A 20049-nucleotide genomic window follows, 5' to 3' on the forward strand; every position below is an offset into this window, starting at 1 on the left:
TTATAATAAACAAATATTTTAACCCTATGAATCACTCCTTATCCTTAAAGGCAGTAGTATTATTTATTGGCTTATTTCCAGCTATATTATTTGCACAACAGCCAAATATAAAATCATTAAATGAATCACTTTCCAAGGCTGAAAACCTTAGTGATACCATAAAAATAAGAGGGAATTATGCGATAAAAATATTCTCAAAAGATCAAGAAAGAGGCATTAAGCTCCTTAAAGAAAATACTAGTATTGAAACTCATGGAGATGAAAAATTAATAAAATTAAAAGGAGATTGTTTTCTAGCTTTAGCTGACATTTATAAAAGAATTGATTTAGATACATGCCTAATGTATTCTGATAGTGCAATTAACATCTTAGATAAATATAAGATGCGTGCATTAACACATGCTGTTAGTATAAAGGCTGAAGTGCTATACAGAGGTAAAGATGAAAAAGAGAAGGCGTGTGATTTAATGAAGAAAGCAGTTGCTGAAAGTCAATTTGTAATTGATAAGATGAAGTTAAGAGGTAGTTGGGCTAATTACGTGAAACTTGATGATCCCCTCGAGGGAATTAGAATTGCGAAGGCGAATACTCAACTAAAAAGCGCCCCTGATACCGCCTTGTTTATTCAATACAAAGGAATGTCCTATAGGCTTATTGCTCAATGTTACGAATCTATTGATGCCAATAAGTGTTTACAGTATACGGATAGTGCAATACATGTTTTAGAGTCGAGTACGTATACAGAAGCTCTTTTAAATGCCTTAACGGATAAAAGTAGTATTTTAGCTACGTTAGGTAAAACAAAAGAGAGTCTTAAAACTTACGAGTATGCCTTTACTAAAATAGATAGCACTGTTTCTAAGAGTTCAATAAATTATATAAAAGCATGTTATGCAAATACATTATTACTAACAGGGGAAATTCAAAAGTCAATTAAGATTAGTGAAGAAATTGTACAATATTATGATCAAACTAAACGATATCATAATGCTGTTGAGGGAATGCGGATTATGTCGGGGAGTTATAGGGGGATTGATGTTTATAAAGCAATTTCCATAATTTACGAAGCTATAGAGTATGCAAAAACGCATCAATTACCTGCAGAACGAAACTTTTCTCTTTACCACAGTCTAGGTTGTTATTATGAAGATTTAGGTGATTTGGAAAATGCTAAAAAGTATTATAGATATTCAATTGAATGCTCAAGGAAATGTAACAGGTTCTCGACTGAAGCTTTGGCTAGTAGTTCGTTGGCATGTGTGTATTATAAGGAAAAAAACATACAAAAAGCTGAAATTCTATATAAGGAAGCTATTGAGATTGGGAAAAAAGTAGGTTATGATAGCGCAATTGGTGAGGCCCTATTGGGACTTGGCCGTATTTATGCAGAAAAGAAAGAATATTCTAAGGCTCAAACTTACATGCATAATGCATTAACTAAATTTGTAAGAACCGATATTGAAGAGAATGTTGTTGAGACAAGAATTGCTTTAGCTAATCTATTGAAGGATAGAAGAGATTTTATTAATGCGAAAAAACATATTATTAAAGCATTACAATCATGTAACAATCTTAAATCAAAGATTCAATTCTATAAAAGTTATAAATTATTGTCTGAAATTTATGATGAAGAAAATGATACGGGCCAATCTTTAAGGTATTTGAAGAAATCAGTTCTTTATAAAGATTCGGTATTCATGGATGAGAAAAGAACAGAGATCAATCGTTTGGAGACCAAATATGAGACAGAGAAGAAGGAGCAACAGATAGAGTTATTGGAAGTCACAACTCAGAATCAGCAATTAAGCCTTGACAAAGCAGAACAAGAAAGAAACATGATGTTTGCAGGACTGGGCTTGTTGGTTTTACTAGTTGTTCCAGTAGGCTTTTATACCCGTCAGCGCAATAAAAATAAAGTGTTAGAAGCTCGCATAAACAGTGAGAACAAGGAGTGTACCCGCATCGCAAAAGAGTTGCACGATAGTGTCTCGGGTAGCTTAACCACCATTCGTTACCTGTTGGAATCGGGAACAGAAGGCAACAGTTTGGTAGAGAATATCGAATCGGTAAGCAAAGAGGTGAGAGGTATATCGCATAAATTGAACATGAGCGCGTTGGCCAATCAAGGCATTAAAGAAGCCGTTTACGATGCGTTAATGCTGAACCAATTCCCCAAAGACATTCAGCTTGCCATCAACATGCCGGAAGGGTTTGAAGTAAAAGATTTCGAGGTGAAGATCAATTTTATTAGAATTCTGCAGGAGTTGGTGCAGAACACCATTAAATATGCCGAGGCAAGTAGTGTAGAAATTAGTTTCGAGCAAGAAAAGCAAAACATAGTACTCACATACCAGGACAATGGAAAGGGCTGCGACATGGAGCAAATTTCCCTTGGCAATGGCCTACGAAATATTAAAGATCGAGTGAAATATATTAAAGGTACACTAGAATTCGATAGTCAGCCTGATAATGGTTTCTATTGCTGTATAAAAATTTAGTTATCCTTATTCCCTTTGTTGGATATGTATTACGATAGGTTTCAAAAGTAAAATCCCCACTTCCATGAAAAGTGAGGATTTACTTTCATTTATTACCTTATAGCACTTTGACTCAACAACTGTATACACTTTGAGTCGACAACTGCATACACTTTGACACTCAAAGTGTATGTACTCAAACACTCAGTAGGCAGTTTATTAACTAATGGTCAATGAAAACTTACTTGTAGTTTCTTTAATTCCTTTGGTTGTATATGCTCCAAATGTACTTTGTGTTTTTATTCTAATTCTATACTTACCAGCAGTAAGATCAGGAACCAAACCAACGATTTTCTTCTGTCCGTTGTCAGCAATTTGTGCTACCATTGTTTCACTGCCATCTTCTGCCACAAAGAAAAGACCTATGCTAGCATCTTCACCCGCTATTTTTAGGCGTTTACCATGAATTTCGAATAAGCTATTTGGAGTAAGTTTATCGTTTTTACTTTGGGTAGCAATATCGATAAAGCTTGTAATTGCAGGATCGGTTTGTACACTGTCTACTTTTGTTAACTCAATTTGCTCAACGGCTTTCTTAACTTGTATTCCATTGCTAAGATTTACATTAATTTGATGCTTCTCAGGATCGAATAAATCTGTATCATCTTCGAATACACCTGTGATGGAGTAACCAAGGTTAAAGATGGGAAGATTGATGTTCTCGCCACGCTGAATGCATTCTTCTACAATTTGGAAAAAAGCTGTGAAAACAGCGGCAATATCTGTTTTACTGATTACACTTCTTTTCTCCAACATCAAACGAATGATTCCGTCTAAATCGTGAGATTCTTTGGTTAAAACGCGAGCTGCATAATTAAAATCTTCGGTTAGTTGGTTTTCCTTCAAATAATAATTCATCTCTATTGCTTTTTGGGGTTTAACAAATACAGAGATAAAATTATGTCATGAGATTATGCTGATCAATAGCTGTTTTTAACTATTTTTATAAGAGATGACTACAAGCTTAAAGCTTTACTATAATGACAGATAATTTTGTTGATAGGGTATTAAAATATTACCATGAGTATGAAATAAGCGAAGGTGATATTGATTTAAATAAACGAAAGGAGTATCAAGAATTATTCAATACGATTGATCCCATAAGTCAATGCTTTTTTCTCATTAAAGATTACCATCGAAACAACTGCTTGTTTATTTCGGAGCGAATGAAGTCCATGCTTAAGATCGATTCTTGCTCAACGGAAGCATTGCTACAAAACTTCCAGATACATCCCGATGATCGTATGATTATTGATTCGTTAAACCAGGCCCGAAAGTACATCTGTAAGCAACGAAAAGAGGAGAGAAAGAATTACAAGTTGGTCAACAACTTTAGAATCTGCAGTGAGGCGAATCAGTGTTTTCGTATTGATGTGCAACATTCGGTATTGGAGATGGATAAACAAGGCAATATTTGGTTAGGATTAAGGGTAATCCATCTCGATCCTGATCAGGAAAGCGATAGGCCGGCAAGTTCTTTTTTGCAGCATGTATATCGCAACGAGATTATTTATTCCATTTACGGGGATAGCGAAAGCGGTACCATATCGCGTAGGGAGAGAGAAGTTCTCGAATTGATATCGGAAGGCTATGTGAGCAAAGAAATTGCCGAGAAACTCTTCATCAGCGAGTTTACCGTAAACAATCACAGAAAAAGTATTCTTAACAAGCTGAATGCAAACAATGCCTCTGAGGCCATTAAAAAGGCGGTAAAGTTGGGGATAATTTAGGAGGGGATTCTCTAAACGTATTACCAAATAAACTACCCCAAAAATACCCCAAACCCCTAAAGGGGCTTAATTAGTGCAGGTGTTGAAGTCCCCTATAGGGGATTTAGGGGGGATCGAGAGGAATTTGTGCAATTACCTTTCAATAGTTGAGCGGTATTCTCATGGAAATTCTTACATATAATACGTTGGTTACATACCCCAAACCCCTAATGGGGCTTAATTGGTGCAGGGTTGAGGTCCCCTTTAGGGGATTTAGGGGTAAAAGTCGTAGAAGGTGCACAAAGGTTACTTTTGAGACATCTTATTTAGAGGTATCTACAAAGAATTCAGTAAGTTTAAGAGTGATTAAGATAATTCTATTAAGTAATGAGTATTAGTGATCAGGTTACAATGTTCTACAATGCAAAGCCTCATATTTTTGAAAAGGCAAAATCGCTTCGACAAAATATGACGGAAACAGAGTTGAAATTGTGGGATCGTTTGAAGGGGAAAAAGATACAAGGTTTGCGATTTAGAGCACAACACCCTATCGATATCTTTATTGCTGACTTTTATTGTCATTCTATAAAGTTGGTAATTGAATTAGATGGAGGCATGCACTTGTCTAAGGAGCAAAAAGAGTATGATATTGGTAGAGAGGCAGAAATTAATCATTGGGACATTAAAGTCATTCGTTTTACAAATGACGAAGTAGCAGCAGACATAAATACGGTTGTTCTTACCATTAATGAGTTTTGTACTAAGCGAATAAAGGAATTAACTACCCCAAACCCCTAAAGGGGCTTTAAAATACAGCAGGGCTTGAGGTCCCCTATAGGGGATTTAGGGGTGATTGAGAGGAATTTGTGCATTTACCTTTCAATGACTGGGCAATAAAATTTTGGTACTGATACCTTCTTATAAGGGATTGGTTACATACCCTAAACTTTGCGATTTGTTGGGACAGGTTCTAAAGGTTCTTAGTTGTGTACTGTTTGTTAGGTCGTGTTCTTACTTTGAGGAAGCTGTGATTGTGGGGATATGATAAAAAACTACCCTAAACCCCTAAATGTAGTACCCCAAACCCCTAAGGGGGCTTAATTGGTGCAGGACTTGAAGTCCCCTATAGAGGATTTAGGGGTGGATTGAGATAGAATGTACATATCCCTCAATACTTTAGGATGACTGCAAAATCTGGTCATCCTGAACGAAGGAACGAAGTGAAGGATCTTTATCCAAGAATGAGATCCCTCGGTTCTTCGGGATGACAACAATCAAGCCCACAAAAAATCCCCATCCAATTAGGATGAGGATTCTCAATATCTAAAGAAGTAAAAACTTATTTTACTTCGTTCATTGCTTCACTTACGTTGATACAATAGTCACCTATTTTTTCACATTCGCAGAACATGTCGTTGTAGATGATACCAGCTTGGTACTTGTATTTTTTCTCCTCAACATTTGCAAGGTGTTCTGTTTTAAGAGCAGTACGATAATCGTTGATTTCACGCTCAATTTCCCAGGCTTTCTTCACGTTTACTTCAGAGAAATCTTTGGTAGTATTGTCAAGCATCATATCCAAGGCATTGTCAATCAAATCGAACATCTTGTTGATATTGTCTCTCAATTCCTGAGGGAACCAAGCTTTTTGATCACGTTTACGCTTCATGGCTTTGGCCAGGTTTAATGCTGAATCACCAACACTTTCAATATCGCTAACCATTTTAAAGTAAGCACGCACGCGTTCCGAATTCTCTTTGCTCAAGCGAGTCTCAGAAACCGAAGTCAGGAAGTTTGCAATTTCTACCTCCATGTCATCACTTTCGTCTTCACGCTGATTGATCTTATCGAATAGTTTGTTGAAAGACTTATCGTTGGTTTCGTTAAAAGCCTGTTTGGCGTAACCGAACATCTTTTTCGTACTCTTGGCATAGGTGCTAATTTCTTTTTTAGCAAGGAATAGGTTTGCTTCAGGAGTAGATAAAGTACCGGTCTTGATGTGTTGTAGTTTAAATTCTTCTTCAACATCTTCGCGCACAGGAACCAATGTAGTTACCACTTTTACAATGAATTTGGCAAACCAGATCATTACCAATACATTCAGGATATTAAACCCAGTGTGGAATAATGATAAAGTTACTGGAACAGCTGCAGCATCGGTAAATGCATCGCCTTGTCCAAAGAAGTTTTGGCTAACCCAGGCTGTTGCATCTAAAAAATAAGGCAATACTAATAGCATCCAGATCACACCAATCGAGTTAAAGATAAGGTGGGCACGAGCAGCACGTTTGGCTGATGTATTGGCAATCATGGCTGCCAGGTTAGCAGTAATGGTTGTACCAATGTTTTCACCCAATACCATTGCGGCTGCAATTTCGAAACTAATCCATCCCGAATTACACATTACCAATGTAAGTGCCATGGTAGCCGATGAAGACTGAATCAAAATGGTTAGCAAGGTACCAATACCCATAAACAATAGGGTAGTGGCAAAGCCCATATCGGTATAATTAGTCAGGAAGTTAAGGATTTCCGGGTTGTTCTTGATATCTGGCATAGATGTTTTCAAGAACTGTAGGCCGATGAATAATAAAGCGAATCCCATGATTAACTCACCCCAATTCTTTTTGCTACGATTCTGAGAGAATAAGAATGGTAGTCCCAAACCAATTAATGGTAGTGAAATGGCACTCATGCTTACTTTAAACCCAAGAATCGAGATCAACCATGCGGTTACGGTAGTACCAATGTTGGCACCCATAATCACACCAACCGATTCAACTAGTGAAAGCAATCCTGCATTCACAAAACTTACTACCATTACTGTAGTTGCCGATGATGATTGAATTAAAGCTGTAATCAGAACTCCGGTGAAAACACCTTTTACCCTGTTTGAGGTCATAGCTGCAAGAATCGATCTCATTTTATCTCCAGCTACTTTTTGAAGAGCCTCACTCATTAGTTTCATTCCGTAAAGGAATAATCCAAGAGAACCAATAAGCCTTAAAATATCGGCTAATCCATAATCCATAATAGACTAATTTTGTTTGTATTCAATTTGTTAGTTTGATAAGGTGGGCAAAAATAGAATATTTTAAATGTAAAGCAAATGTTAAGAAATAGAAAAGTAAAGGTTATGAGATTAATTAGATTCGTTCGATTTAAGGATTTTTAACTTATATATATTATGCAGTGAATCAGTGGAATATAGATACGATGTGAATTTGAGAGCAAATATTTTAATACCACACTTAACGATAATTGAAGAGGAAGTTGACAAGAATAATAATGTTTTGTAATTAATTATTTAAATCTCAGAAGGTTTGGCGCTTTTTCCTTAATTTTATGTCATTGCCTTAATTGATAATACTAAGGAAGGCTTGAAGCAAGTTTGTATCTTTTGAAAAAATGATTTTAAGTCGTATTTTCGCCGAACTCTAAAAGAAACAGGGAAATAAATAGAATAGTATGTGGAATAGGATTGCAGGATTAATTCTGAGAAATAGAATTTTACTTTTGGTGGTAGTTGGGCTTGTAACATCATTTATGGCTTATAAGGCTCAATTTGTGGAAATGTCCTATACCTATGCGGCCCTGCTTCCTGATGATGATCCTGCTTCTATTGAATATGAGAAGTTCAAGAATACTTTTGGGCAAGAAGGAAACATGATGTTCTTTGCCGTGCAAGACCCTGACTTCTATGAGTTGGATAAATTCAACGATTGGATTGCACTTGGCGATAGCCTTAATTCATTGGATGGTATCGATGCAGTAGTATCTATTGCACACACTTGGAACATCAATAAGAATAAGAAACAGAAACGATTCGAATTTGGAACCATATTTCCGCACAAGGTAAAAACGCAAGCCGAACTGGATAGTTTGGCAGCAATTGCAGAAGCATTGCCATTTTACCACGGAAGCTTAATCAACAAAGAAAGCAATACCTATTTAATGGGAATTACGGTTAATGCAAAAATCATTAACTCAAAGGCCCGTGAGCCAATGGTTGCCAAGGTTCGTGAAATTACCGATGCTTTTACCGAGAAGTATGGTCTGAACATGAAATATTCGGGTTTGCCTTACATTCGAGTAGTAACCGCTCAAATGATTAAGGGCGAGATGAACATGTTTATCTATCTTTCGCTTTTGGTAACTGCAGTTATCCTTTTCATGTTCTTCCGATCGTTTAAAGTGGTGTTTTTCTGTATGCTTGTGGTTGGACTAAGTGTGATATGGGCAGTAGGTTCCATGGTGCTGTTCGATTACAAAATTACATTGCTTACCGCGATGCTTCCTCCGCTTTTGGTGGTAATTGGGATTCCAAACTCGGTCTTCCTGATTAATAAGTATCATGGGGAGTACATTCGCCACAACAACAAAATAAAGGCACTGCAAAGGGTAGTTGCAAAAATTGGAAATGCAACTTTCCTTACCAACCTTACAACGGCATCGGGCTTTGCAACATTTATTGTTACTTCCAGTCAGATTTTAAAAGAGTTTGGTGTTATTGCTGCCTTAAATATCATGGTGGTATTTGTTCTATCACTACTATTGATCCCTATTATTTTTAGCTTTTTAGCTCCGCCAGATCAGAAGGCTACCAAACACCTTGATAATAAGATGACCGTTTGGTTTGTTGGTAAATTAGAGAAGATCGTGTTGAGCCATAGAAGTTTGGTTTATGCCGTTGCCATTACACTTTTGGTTCTTGGGGGATATGGCATTAGTAAAATAAAGAGCACAGGTTATATGGTAGATGATTTGCCACACGATAACGAAATTTATCAGGACCTGAAGTTCTTCGAAAACAACATGGATGGCATCATGCCTTTAGAGGTAATGGTAGAAACCAGGAAAAAAGCAGGTGTACTAAAAACTTCCACCTTAAAACGTTTAAATAAGCTAAATGATTCTTTACGAGCTTATCCTGAAATATCAGGATCTGTATCGGTAGTAGAAGCGGCAAAGTTTGCCAACCAGGCTTATTTTAACGGAAAAGAAAAGTACTATAAACTACCAAGTAATCAGACCAAGGATATTATTCTTTCCTATTTGGCAAAGGCCGAAACAGGTGCCGATTCCAAAGTATTGGAAACTTTTGTTGATTCAACTCAATCTATTACCAGAATGAGTTTTAGAATGAAAGATATCGGAACTACCAGGATGGCCGAAATGGAAAAAACCATTTTGGGACATGTGAATGAGATCTTCCCTAAAGACAAATACACGGTGCATGTAACAGGATCGAGTATAGTCTTTTTTAAGGGAACTCAATACTTAATCAAAAACTTATTTTTGAGTTTGGCATTGGCAATTTTCTTGATTGCTTCCTTCATGGCATGGATGTTCTCATCCAAACGAATGGTTATGGTAGCATTAATACCAAACCTATTGCCTTTGATCGTTACTGCGGCTCTAATGGGCTATTTTGGGATTCCTATTAAGGCATCTACCATATTGGTATTTAGTATTGCTTTTGGGATTTCGGTGGACGATACCATTCACTATTTGGCAAAGTATCGCCAGGAACTAAAAGCAACCAACTGGAGCATTCGTTCATCGGTTGTTTTGGCACTGCGCGAAACAGGTCAAAGTATGATGTACACTTCAATTATTCTTTTCTTTGGATTTAGCATTTTCGCATTGTCTGAGTTTGGAGGAACCGTATCATTGGGGGTTTTGGTTTCCATCACATTGCTTTCTGCAATGCTTTCAAATTTGGTGCTATTGCCATCATTGTTGCTAACTCTTGAAAAAGCAATTACCAACCGATCGTTTAAGGAACCTCTTCTTCAAATTTTCGATGAGGAAGAAGATATTGAATTGGGTGATCTTCGAATTGCAGTAATTGAAAATAAAGAAGAGGAAAAAGAATCTGCGGCTAGTTAACATGAGTTCGGAGTAAAATTTGTCCACAGTTTGATCTGGTTTTGAGTAGAAATTTTCACAAATTCGTGTAGGAATATCGAGATATTTTAAATGGATTTGGGGAAATTTATGCCAAAAACAGTCAAACCATTTAAGGAAAGTTCTTTTTACGACATCTTCACATCAAAAACTTATCAAAATAGCCCGCTATTCTTTCAAAATTTTTAATGCAAATCTATCGCAATTATAACTTTCTGTGGATAAAATTTTACACCGATCTCATGTTAGGTAATTTTTTATAATTTAGTGAGCTGTAAAAATTACACACTAAACTTATAGCTCACATGTATAGTTTCAAAGAACTCCAGGATGTAGTGCAGAAAGAAATTGATGGACTGGAGTTTTCTACACCACCAGAAGGATTGTTCGAACCCATGAAGTATATTCTTGGGATTGGTGGCAAGCGCCTTCGTCCGATTTTGGTATTGCTAAGTGCCAATTTATTTAAAGAAGATTTAAAGAAAATTTATCTACCGGCAATCGGAATAGAGGTATTTCACAATTTTACCCTATTGCACGATGATGTAATGGATAATGCGCCAATCCGAAGAAGCAAGGCTACGGTTCACGAAAAGTGGAACAACAATGTGGCAATTCTTTCTGGTGATGCCATGTCTATTAAGGCATATCAATACATTGTAAGTTGTGAAGATCGCCACTTACGTGATGTACTTACCGTTTTTAACCAAACAGCTCTTGAGGTTTGTGAAGGACAGCAGTTCGACATGGAATTCGAGGATAGAAGTGATGTTCAGATCGATGAATATTTGGAAATGATTCGTCTGAAAACCGCGGTACTTCTTGGTGGAAGTTTAAAAATGGGAGCGGTAATGGGCGATGCTGATGCCAAAGATGCTGAGTTACTTTACCACTTTGGAGTAAATCTAGGCATGGCTTTCCAATTACAAGATGACTTTCTTGATGTTTTTGGCGATGAAGAAGTTTTCGGTAAGAAGATTGGTGGAGATATTCTTTGTAATAAAAAGACTTTTTTGTTGATAAAAGCATTTGAGTTGGCAAAAGGCGAAGATAAAAAGGAATTGGAAGAATGGGTTTCAGCCAAAGATTTTAATGCGGAAGAAAAAATTATTGCAGTTAGGTCTATATACGAAAAACTAAAGGTGAAAGATCAATCGCAAGCGAAGATCGATGAGTATTTTAGCCTTTGTTTAGAGTATTTGGATAAGGTGAATGTACCTGCTGAAAAGAAAAAGGAATTGTACACTTTGGTGAAGAAATTAGTAAATCGTTCCGTTTAAGTGTGTTAAAATTTAAGATAAGATTCTCCTTTATTCGTAAAAAATTTTAAATTTGTCATCACGCGATATTAATGATCCAAAAATTTAATAGTAAATGTCACAAAATACAGGCAAAATTGTACAGGTAATCGGACCTGTAATCGATGTAAGTTTTGAAAAGGAAGGTGCTAAGCTTCCTGAGATTTACGATTCTCTTGAGGTCGTGATGGAAAACGGTAAAAATTTGGTAGTTGAGTGTCAACAGCACATTGGTGAAAATACTGTGCGCGCAATTGCAATGGATTCGACGGATGGTTTACGCCGTGGAATGGACGTAATTGCTACAGGTTCTCCTATAATTATGCCTGCCGGTGATAAAATCAAAGGTAGACTTTTGAATGTTGTTGGTGAAACCATCGACGGAATTGATGAGGTAGACAAGGAAGGTGGATATCCTATTCACAGAACTCCTCCTGCTTTTGACGAACTAAGTACCGAATCTGAGGTTTTTTATACAGGAATTAAAGTAATCGACTTGATTGAGCCATATGCAAAAGGTGGTAAAATTGGTTTGTTTGGTGGAGCCGGTGTAGGTAAAACCGTACTGATCCAGGAGTTGATTAATAATATTGCAATCGGACAAGATGGTTTGTCTGTTTTCGCAGGAGTAGGTGAGCGTACTCGTGAGGGTAATGACTTGCTTCGTGAAATGATCGAATCGAAAGTAATCCGTTATGGAGATGAGTTCGAGGAAGATATGGAAAAAGGAGGATGGGATCTATCTAAAGTAGACAAAGATGCTTTGGATAAGTCACAGGTATCACTGGTTTTCGGTCAGATGAATGAGCCTCCTGGAGCACGTGCTCGTGTTGCTTTATCAGGACTAACAGTAGCAGAAAGTTTGCGTGATGGTGATGAAAAATCAGGTGGTCGCGATATTCTTTTCTTTGTTGATAATATTTTCCGTTTTACTCAGGCAGGTTCTGAGGTATCAGCACTTCTAGGTCGTATGCCTTCAGCAGTAGGTTACCAGCCAACTCTTTCAACTGAGATGGGTATCATGCAGGAGCGTATTACTTCTACCAAGCGAGGGTCGATTACATCGGTACAGGCAGTTTATGTACCAGCGGATGACTTGACTGACCCTGCACCAGCAACAACATTTGCTCACTTGGATGCTACAACGGTATTGAATCGTAAGATTGCTGAGTTAGGAATTTATCCTGCAGTAGATCCATTGGATTCTACTTCTCGTATTTTGACTCCTGATGTAGTAGGTGAAGCTCATTATACTTGTGCACAAAATGTAAAAGAGATTCTTCAGCGTTACAAAGAATTGCAGGATATCATTGCAATTTTGGGTATGGAAGAACTTTCGGAAGATGACAAGTTGGTGGTACACCGTGCTCGTCGTGTTCAAAGATTCTTATCGCAGCCATTCCACGTGGCAGAACAGTTTACTGGTTTGAAGGGTTGTTTGGTATCCATCGAAGATACAATCAAAGGTTTCAACATGATTATGGATGGTGAAGTGGATAAATATCCTGAAGCAGCATTTAACCTTGTTGGTACAATTGAAGAGGCAATTGAAAAAGGTGAGAAATTACTAGCTGAAGCGGAAGCATAATAAGTATCTTAAACTTGAAAATATGCATTTAGAAATCGTAACACCGGAAAAAAGTCTTTATTCAGGCGAGGTTGTTTTGGTTCAACTTCCTGGTAAGGATGGATCTTTCGAAATACTGAAAAATCACGCTCCGATTGTATCCACTTTGGAAAAAGGGACGATTAAATTGAGACCATATGAAGGAGATGATCTTTTCTTCGAGATTGGTGGAGGAGTCGTTGAATGCAAGAAGAATGTAATTTCAGTATTGGCTGATAGTTAGATATTAATATTTAGTACAGAGTAGTGCTTTGTGCTAACAATAGATATTAAAAAGAGACTTTGGAGTTAAATCAAAGTCTCTTTTTTCGTTTTTTACAATGCATTGGTATTCCATCAAATGCTAATATCAAGGTATAAATGGTATTAATAAGAATATGAACCATTCATAGTTCAGTGTTAAGCAAAAATTTTTTACTTTTGTCTATTTGAAATAAAATTATCAAAAGTGTAAATCATCTCGGTACTAGTTACGAAATACCTGATAAGATAAAAATGCCAAAAAAATTCCTAATCATTCGATTTAGTTCCATTGGAGATATCATTCAATGCATGACAGCTGTTGACGGTATTTTGAACCATTATCCTGATGCAGAGATTCATTGGATTGCAAGAAAAGATATGTCCTCTTTTTTAGCTATGGATCAACGAATTCATAAGGTTTGGGGATTTGATCGACAAGATGGATTTAAAGGCATTCTGCAGCAAGCAAAGCAGCTTAAACAGGAAAAGTTCGACTATGTATACGATGCACACTCAAATATCCGCTCTCTCATTCTAAAGACTGTTTTGGCTCCAATTTGGAAACGCTGTTTTGGAATAGGTCCAAAGTTTACAATGAGAAGTAAGAATCGAATCAAAAGAGTCTTGCTCTTCAAATTTGGAATTGATTGTTTTCCAATGCCTTTTAAAGGGATGCTTTCTTTTCGTAAGCCTCTGGAAAAATGGGGAATTACGAATTACTCTAAGGTAAATGAAGATTGGTATTTTCCTCTTGATTTAAAAGAGAAGATAAATCAGCAAGTTTTTGAGAGCCTAAAAGGTGAAAAGAGCAAGTTGATAACAATGGTTCCTTCTGCTGCCTGGCAAATGAAAAGATGGCCTGTGTCACACTGGCAAAAACTTGTGAATTTACTTCCTGATTATCACTTTATGATTCTGGCTGGTCCGGATGATGTATTCTGCAAGGAAATTGAAGAAGTTGCTCCCGACCGAGTGCTTAATCTGAGTGGAAAAACCAATTTGTTGGCATCTTGCTACCTGGTTCAAAAATCAAATTTGGTTATATCTGGAGATACAGGGTTCTTGCATGCCGCAGATAAATTTAAAATACCAGCTCTTTCTTTAATGGGACCAACTGCATTTGGGTTTACTACGGGTGATCACATTAAAACATTGGAAGTTGATATGAAATGTCGTCCATGCACAAAGGATGGATCTGGCAAGTGCAAAATGAATATTTACCAGCAATGTATGGTGGATATTACTCCTGAGTGGCTGGCTGATGAGGTGAAAATGTTAATGGAATCTTAAATCAGACTAATAAGTATTTTAATTTTTCCTACTTCGTATTTTTAATGATATCTTAGTTTTTAAATCAAAACAAGAATTCATGAAAAAAATTGCATTACTACTAATGGTTTTGGTAGGAGTTTATACTAGCCATACAATTGCCCAAAACAAAGAGACAAAAGAATGTAAGAAAGAATGCTGTTCTAAAAAGAAATGTGAAAGCAAAAGTTTTTACAGCTATAAAATGAGCTCTCTGCAGGGCGAAGAGGTAAAACTCAAGAAATATAAAGGAAAAGTGGTTTTGGTGGTTAATACGGCAAGTAAATGCGGATTAACACCACAATACAAAGGTTTGGAAGCCATGTACCAAAAGTACAAAGATCAAGGATTGGTGATCTTGGGTTTTCCTTGCAATCAGTTTTTAGAACAGGAACCCGGAACGGCTAGGGAAATTGGAGAGTTTTGTCAGAAAAACTACGGCGTAAGTTTTCCAATGTTCGATAAAATTGAAGTTCGTGGCGAGAATGCCCATCCGCTTTATAAAATGCTAACTTCAGAAAAATCATTCAAAGGCTTTGATGATTCAGAATCAGGACAGAAATTCAAGGGCTTTTTAAGTCAGAAATTTCCGGAAATTTACGAGGGAGATGGTGTGAAGTGGAACTTTACAAAATTCTTAATCGACAGAGATGGTAAGGTGGTTCAGAGAATTGAACCAAATATTACACCTGAAAGTATGGAAGAGGATATTAAGAAATTACTATAAAGAAAAAGAGCTCCAATTTGGAGCTCTTTTTTGTTATCTACGAAAGTATTTTAAGACTATTTGCATCTACCTTTAATTTGATTTTTTCACCAATAACAATTGGTTCTCCATCTACATGTCCGAGTTGAGAGGCATGAACAATTTCTACTTCATCAAACTTAAACTCTTTGAACAAAGAGGAGCTTTCGATTTTCCTCGTAAAAGTTTTAATGGTTAAAGATGGGATTTGATACCACTTTGGTTTCTGCAACAGACAAAGGTTTAATTTTCCATCATCAATTTTAGCAGAAGGAGCGATGAATGCATTGTTGCCAAATTGAGATGAATTACAAAAACTCAACATCATGCCTTCTTCAATACATAAACGGTTGTTGGTTGTTAATTTGAATTTTTGACATTTAAATGTTCGGAAACTTGTTAAAACAGCCTTTATGTAGGAAGTAAATCCTCGAGAATTCATATTGGCAAACTGGTGAGAAATAAGCGCATCAAATCCAATACCCGCTACATTCACAAAACGATACTCATTGATACAAGCAGTATCCATTGATTTGATTTTAGCCTTATTAAGGTGTTGAATTGCTTTTTTTGCATTCATAGGAATACCAAGATGTCTTGCTAATCCATTACCTGATCCACAAGGAATAATACCCATGGCAACATTGGAGAATGTCAAGGCACTAGCTATCTCATTAATTGTTCCATCTCCTCCTATTGCAATTACCAGATCAAATCCATTCTCTATGGCTTTTTTTGTAAGCTCAGATGCATGACCTGCATATTGGGTCATTTCAATTGTTAATTGAAATTTGGATTCGTCTAAATGTTGCTTTAGCAGATTTTTGATATGTTTTTGTTTGCCATTCCCAGAAATTGGATTGATAATGGCAAGTGTATTTAATTTGTCTTGCATTCTGTTATTTTAGTGTTCTGATAGCGTTCAACTAACGTGACAAGTCTTGTTCTTTATATGTTATTACTTCCCAAAAATAAACCAATAATTTCGACTTATCCACCATTTGAATATAGACTTGACACAGATTCGATTATCAAGTATTTAAAAGGAAACTCATATCGAGACTTACTTGTTAAAATTGTACCCTTTGTGGTGAAACAAATAGCTGGCTGTTTGATAATATGTAATCGCATCTTTCAGTTCAGATTTGTTTAGTTTACAGGCCTTTTGATCACCATTTTCAATTGAATAGGATTCAATTCGTTTTGTTGGCAACTGAACGGTGAGTAAATTATTTTTTAGCAAGCCAATTTTCTGATAAGTTCCAATTAAAGCTCTATCAGGATGATCTAAGAGAATATCTTTACCGAAAAATTTAGATGTATAATCCATATTCAATAATCCCATAACGGTTGGGGCAAAATCAATTTGAGAAGCCATTGTTTTTACTTCTCTGGCTTTAATAATTCTCGGAGCGTAGATCATAAGTGGGATATGATATTTTTTTACTGGCAAAGAGGTTTTTCCAGCACTTGAAGCACAGTGATCAGCTACAATTACAAATAAAGTGTTGTTGAACCACTCATGTTTTCTTGCTTCACGTAGGAATTTGGCAATTGCATAGTCGGTATATTTTACTGCACCTTTTCTTCCGGTATGTGAAGGAATATCAATCTTACCTTCGGGGTAAGTATATGGCCTGTGATTCGAGGTTGTCATGATAAAATTGTGGAATGGTTTCCCTGAATGATGGGCTTTGTCAGCAACCTGCATTGCTTTTGCAAAAAGATCTTCATCGCAAACACCCCATGCATTTTCGAAAGTGATTTCTTCTTTTTTGAAATCTGATTTATCCACAATATTGTAACCACTGTTCCCGAAGAAATAGTTCATATTGTCAAAATAACCATTCCCTGCATAAATGAAATTGGTATTGTAACCTTTCGATTTTAAGACATTACCCAAAGTAAACATTCCTTCATTTTTTGGACGCTTTACAATAGAGTACCCGGGTGTTGGAGGCAAAGAAAGCGTTAGGGCTTCCATGCCTCGAACAGTTCTTGTTCCCGTTGCATAAAAGTTGGTGAAAAACAATGATTGTTGAGCAATGGTATCCATGTTTGAAGTAATATTATCAGTTCCACCAAATTTAGTAAAGAATGATCCGCTCAAACTCTCTACAGTAATCATCATTACATTGTAATTTTTGTCTTCACCCGGGTAAGTGATTTTTCGAGTTACATCAAATACATCATTACTGATAAATTCACTGTTTGAAGTTTTAATAAGCTTTCTCAAATTGGAAAAAGCTTCCTTATCATCCATTGATTCGTAGAACGATTTGTAATCCAACTCGTTGTTTCTGAAAGCTGAAAATACCTGATATATGCCATTATGAGCCAATTCATTTGAATAAGTGTTCTCTGGGATTTCAGCCGAGGTTTTATCAATTGTAAGAAAGGCTATTGTTGGGATCATCCAAAGTACAACACTGGTGATTAATCGCTTTACAAATTTGGATTCGGAGTTAATACATTGGTCAAACTGCCTTTTAACCAAAGCAAAGATTCCTCCCGAAAGTACAAGCATTCCAAAAATAATAATTGGCATTGGATAAGATTCTTTAATATTGGAAATCACCTCGTGTGTATAAATCAGGTAATCCACCGCAATGAAGTTGTATCTTACGCTAAACTCTTCCCAGAAAAACCATTCTCCAATTCCAGAAAACACAAGAATCCCAATGCTAATTGTGAAGAAAGCATATGATATCCAACGGTGAATTTTGCTGTTGAAGATTTTGTCAGGAATGATTAAAAGATACAATACAAATGGAATGATGAAGTACGATATGGCAATCAAATCGTAGAACAGACCGAATGTATAGATTTTAAAGAATCGAATGACGCTTAACTCAACATTCTGAAAATCTTTAATTAAAAGAATAGTTCTTACCAAAAAAGATAAGGCAATGAAAATTAAACTGAATATGGCCAAACCACCATAACGACTTTGTAGGATGTTTCTGAACTTCATGTTTTTTGAATTGCGGGATTTGTAATAGGATTCAAAAAAACTGAGCGTTTCTAACAAAAATCTAACAATTGGTTTAGATGTCTGAAAAAGAATATTAAAAAATCTTAAAAGCTCACTTTTACAGTTATAAGTGAGCTTTTAAAGAATGTTCTATTGAAACAATGATGAAATAGGACCAATTAAAAATATCACAAGATGGAAAAGGATAGTGATATAGAGAATCCATTTACCTGGGTCGGTTTTACTTACTTTTTTTACAGATATATATGTCGCATAACAAAGCCCCAAAATTCCCAAAACAAGAACCAGGTTGTTCACCCAAGCTAACGGATTGAGAGCAATTTCCTTATTGAAAATTAGATTTGCATATTGCAAACCATCTGGTTGTTCGAGGGCATATTGCCAATATGGAATTCTTGAACTGGTTTTTAACAAGGCTTTGAATACATGTCCAAATGCTACCAATGGCAAAAGATGAATGGCAAGTTTTTGAAGGCTTTGTTTCCATGAAGTTTTTCCATTTACTTTAAGTAGGAAAGAGATGAATCCCATAAAAATAGCAGGAACAAGAAGGAAGAGAATCAATGCTTCAAACAAGCCGTATGGAATAGCCTCACTACCGATTAATTTGTTGAGGTGTGAAGGAATGAAACGAATAATGGTATTACTTGTTTCCCAAGATGAAAGGTTCTCATAGCAAACAAAACCAAGAAGTACCATCAACATTCCTATTTCAGACCATAAAAGCTTTTTTAAGTCGAAATTTTGGTAAGAACTTTTAATTCTTTTGAGAGTGATATTGTTGTTTGAGCAGGATTTTACACATTGAGTACAAAGAATGCAAGTTCTGTTATCGGTAATGTTAGCTGGATACAAGTTTGAAGAACACGATCTTCCAATCAATTTGTATTGATTTTCTTTTGAGATACAATCCTTGGTTTTACATGAATGGCAAGTGACCTGATTCTTAACTCTTATGCCAAAGTGAGACAGAAGAGAATACAATCCTAATAGTTTACCTACAGGACATAAATAGGAACAAAAGGCTCTTTTTTCATAAATGATTGACAAGATTACAGCCAAGCCCATTAGTGATAAAAGATAATAAGCCATAAGGTTAGGATAACGATGAATTCCCCAAGTATGTATGGCAACTATGGCAATAAATGCGTAGAAAATGGTAATCATCCATCCTGATTTCAGGAATTTGGGAACTTTTCGCTTCAAACCAATACGATTAGCAATTGCTGATAAAAGTTCAATTGGGCAGATGCTACACCAATGTCGTCCGAAAAATACGGCAGTTAACACAATTACAGGCCACCAATACGACCATACAATTAAATTGGATAAGTTGGTATTTCGCAATTGTTTTACAAGAGCAGGATCACTGGTTGTAACATTAATTGCTCCTAAAACAAGAAGTGTAAATATTAGAAGTGATAGGATCTGAAATACAAGAGGGTAGAGTTTAGATTTATATAATTTTTCAATCATTTTTTCATTTGTAATTTAACATGAGAATTGGGAATCAATAGGCATACTGATTCGTAGAAATTGGATGTGTTAAATTAATGAAGGTGGGGATAATGAATTATTCAAATATAAAAAGCGATCTGATTTAGATGATATTAAGTTGTTGTGAGTAAGAATTTCAAATTCATAAAAAACAGAGGAGCAGTTACAGTTTTTAGTCTC

14 protein-coding genes are annotated in these 20049 nt (G+C 36.2%); 9 read left to right on the forward strand and 5 right to left on the reverse strand.

The window, feature by feature from the left end; all coding sequences use genetic code 11:
- Positions 1–26: 26 nt before the first annotated feature.
- Complete coding sequence (locus BXY64_RS00705) at positions 27–2498, forward strand: tetratricopeptide repeat-containing sensor histidine kinase (RefSeq protein ID WP_120238082.1); 2472 nt, start codon at positions 27–29, stop codon at positions 2496–2498.
- Positions 2499–2696: 198 nt separating this feature from the next.
- On the opposite strand, the gene BXY64_RS00710 is transcribed toward BXY64_RS00705, so the two are convergent.
- A complete protein-coding gene (locus BXY64_RS00710; RefSeq protein ID WP_120238083.1) occupies positions 2697–3395 on the reverse strand; it encodes a DNA-binding domain-containing protein in 699 nt (232 codons plus the stop codon).
- A 122-nt stretch (positions 3396–3517) separates the two neighbouring features.
- On the opposite strand from BXY64_RS00710, the gene BXY64_RS00715 reads away from it, so the two are divergent.
- Complete coding sequence (locus BXY64_RS00715; protein ID WP_120238084.1) at positions 3518–4267, forward strand: helix-turn-helix domain-containing protein; 750 nt, start codon at positions 3518–3520, stop codon at positions 4265–4267.
- A gap of 366 nt (positions 4268–4633) precedes the next feature.
- On the forward strand, positions 4634–5044 hold the full coding sequence (locus tag BXY64_RS00720) for an endonuclease domain-containing protein (protein WP_120238085.1): 411 nt from the start codon (positions 4634–4636) through the stop codon (positions 5042–5044).
- Positions 5045–5585: 541 nt separating this feature from the next.
- On the opposite strand, the gene BXY64_RS00725 is transcribed toward BXY64_RS00720, so the two are convergent.
- Positions 5586–7277, reverse strand: a complete 1692-nt coding sequence (locus BXY64_RS00725) for a Na/Pi cotransporter family protein (protein ID WP_120238086.1) — start codon at positions 7275–7277, stop codon at positions 5586–5588.
- 437 nt (positions 7278–7714) lie between these two features.
- Between BXY64_RS00725 and BXY64_RS00730 the strand changes: the two genes are divergently transcribed.
- The 6 genes from BXY64_RS00730 to BXY64_RS00755 all read left to right on the forward strand — a co-directional run bounded on the left by BXY64_RS00730 (position 7715) and on the right by BXY64_RS00755 (position 15359).
- Entirely contained in the window at positions 7715–10138 is a 2424-nt protein-coding gene (locus BXY64_RS00730) for an efflux RND transporter permease subunit (RefSeq protein ID WP_120238087.1), read from the forward strand.
- A gap of 323 nt (positions 10139–10461) precedes the next feature.
- Positions 10462–11436 carry a polyprenyl synthetase family protein gene (locus tag BXY64_RS00735; RefSeq protein ID WP_120238088.1) on the forward strand — a complete coding sequence of 325 codons (975 nt, stop codon included), beginning with the start codon at positions 10462–10464 and terminating at the stop codon, positions 11434–11436.
- 94 nt (positions 11437–11530) lie between these two features.
- Entirely contained in the window at positions 11531–13042 is a 1512-nt protein-coding gene (gene atpD, locus BXY64_RS00740) for a F0F1 ATP synthase subunit beta (RefSeq protein WP_120238089.1), read from the forward strand.
- 22 nt (positions 13043–13064) lie between these two features.
- On the forward strand, positions 13065–13304 hold the full coding sequence (gene atpC / locus BXY64_RS00745; RefSeq protein ID WP_120238090.1) for an ATP synthase F1 subunit epsilon: 240 nt from the start codon (positions 13065–13067) through the stop codon (positions 13302–13304).
- Between the two features lie 272 nt (positions 13305–13576).
- Positions 13577–14614, forward strand: a complete 1038-nt coding sequence (locus BXY64_RS00750; protein ID WP_120238091.1) for a glycosyltransferase family 9 protein — start codon at positions 13577–13579, stop codon at positions 14612–14614.
- A gap of 79 nt (positions 14615–14693) precedes the next feature.
- Positions 14694–15359, forward strand: coding sequence for a glutathione peroxidase (locus tag BXY64_RS00755; RefSeq protein ID WP_170150541.1), 666 nt, complete (start codon positions 14694–14696; stop codon positions 15357–15359).
- A gap of 37 nt (positions 15360–15396) precedes the next feature.
- On the opposite strand, the gene BXY64_RS00760 is transcribed toward BXY64_RS00755, so the two are convergent.
- The 3 genes from BXY64_RS00760 to BXY64_RS00770 all read right to left on the reverse strand — a co-directional run bounded on the left by BXY64_RS00760 (position 15397) and on the right by BXY64_RS00770 (position 19848).
- Positions 15397–16272, reverse strand: coding sequence for a diacylglycerol/lipid kinase family protein (locus BXY64_RS00760; RefSeq protein WP_120238092.1), 876 nt, complete (start codon positions 16270–16272; stop codon positions 15397–15399).
- A gap of 168 nt (positions 16273–16440) precedes the next feature.
- Positions 16441–18351 (reverse strand): LTA synthase family protein, encoded by a 1911-nt coding sequence (locus BXY64_RS00765; protein ID WP_120238093.1) that lies wholly within the window; start codon positions 18349–18351, stop codon positions 16441–16443.
- 150 nt (positions 18352–18501) lie between these two features.
- On the reverse strand, positions 18502–19848 hold the full coding sequence (locus tag BXY64_RS00770) for a 4Fe-4S binding protein (RefSeq protein ID WP_120238094.1): 1347 nt from the start codon (positions 19846–19848) through the stop codon (positions 18502–18504).
- Positions 19849–20049: the final 201 nt, after the last annotated feature.

It is taken from the genome of Marinifilum flexuosum, from assembly GCF_003610555.1.
Taxonomy (GTDB): domain Bacteria; phylum Bacteroidota; class Bacteroidia; order Bacteroidales; family Marinifilaceae; genus Marinifilum; species Marinifilum flexuosum.

Coding starts and splice junctions, on each gene's coding strand:
- BXY64_RS00715 (WP_120238084.1), top strand. CDS start 3,518: ATGACAGATAATTTTGTTGATAGGGTATTAAAATATTACCATGAGTAT.
- atpC (WP_120238090.1), top strand. CDS start 13,065: ATGCATTTAGAAATCGTAACACCGGAAAAAAGTCTTTATTCAGGCGAG.
- BXY64_RS00730 (WP_120238087.1), top strand. CDS start 7,715: ATGTGGAATAGGATTGCAGGATTAATTCTGAGAAATAGAATTTTACTT.
- BXY64_RS00760 (WP_120238092.1), bottom strand. CDS start 16,272: ATGCAAGACAAATTAAATACACTTGCCATTATCAATCCAATTTCTGGG.
- BXY64_RS00755 (WP_170150541.1), top strand. CDS start 14,694: ATGAAAAAAATTGCATTACTACTAATGGTTTTGGTAGGAGTTTATACT.
- BXY64_RS00720 (WP_120238085.1), top strand. CDS start 4,634: ATGAGTATTAGTGATCAGGTTACAATGTTCTACAATGCAAAGCCTCAT.
- BXY64_RS00765 (WP_120238093.1), bottom strand. CDS start 18,351: ATGAAGTTCAGAAACATCCTACAAAGTCGTTATGGTGGTTTGGCCATA.
- BXY64_RS00705 (WP_120238082.1), top strand. CDS start 27: ATGAATCACTCCTTATCCTTAAAGGCAGTAGTATTATTTATTGGCTTA.
- BXY64_RS00725 (WP_120238086.1), bottom strand. CDS start 7,277: ATGGATTATGGATTAGCCGATATTTTAAGGCTTATTGGTTCTCTTGGA.
- BXY64_RS00710 (WP_120238083.1), bottom strand. CDS start 3,395: ATGAATTATTATTTGAAGGAAAACCAACTAACCGAAGATTTTAATTAT.
- BXY64_RS00735 (WP_120238088.1), top strand. CDS start 10,462: ATGTATAGTTTCAAAGAACTCCAGGATGTAGTGCAGAAAGAAATTGAT.
- BXY64_RS00750 (WP_120238091.1), top strand. CDS start 13,577: ATGCCAAAAAAATTCCTAATCATTCGATTTAGTTCCATTGGAGATATC.
- atpD (WP_120238089.1), top strand. CDS start 11,531: ATGTCACAAAATACAGGCAAAATTGTACAGGTAATCGGACCTGTAATC.
- BXY64_RS00770 (WP_120238094.1), bottom strand. CDS start 19,848: ATGATTGAAAAATTATATAAATCTAAACTCTACCCTCTTGTATTTCAG.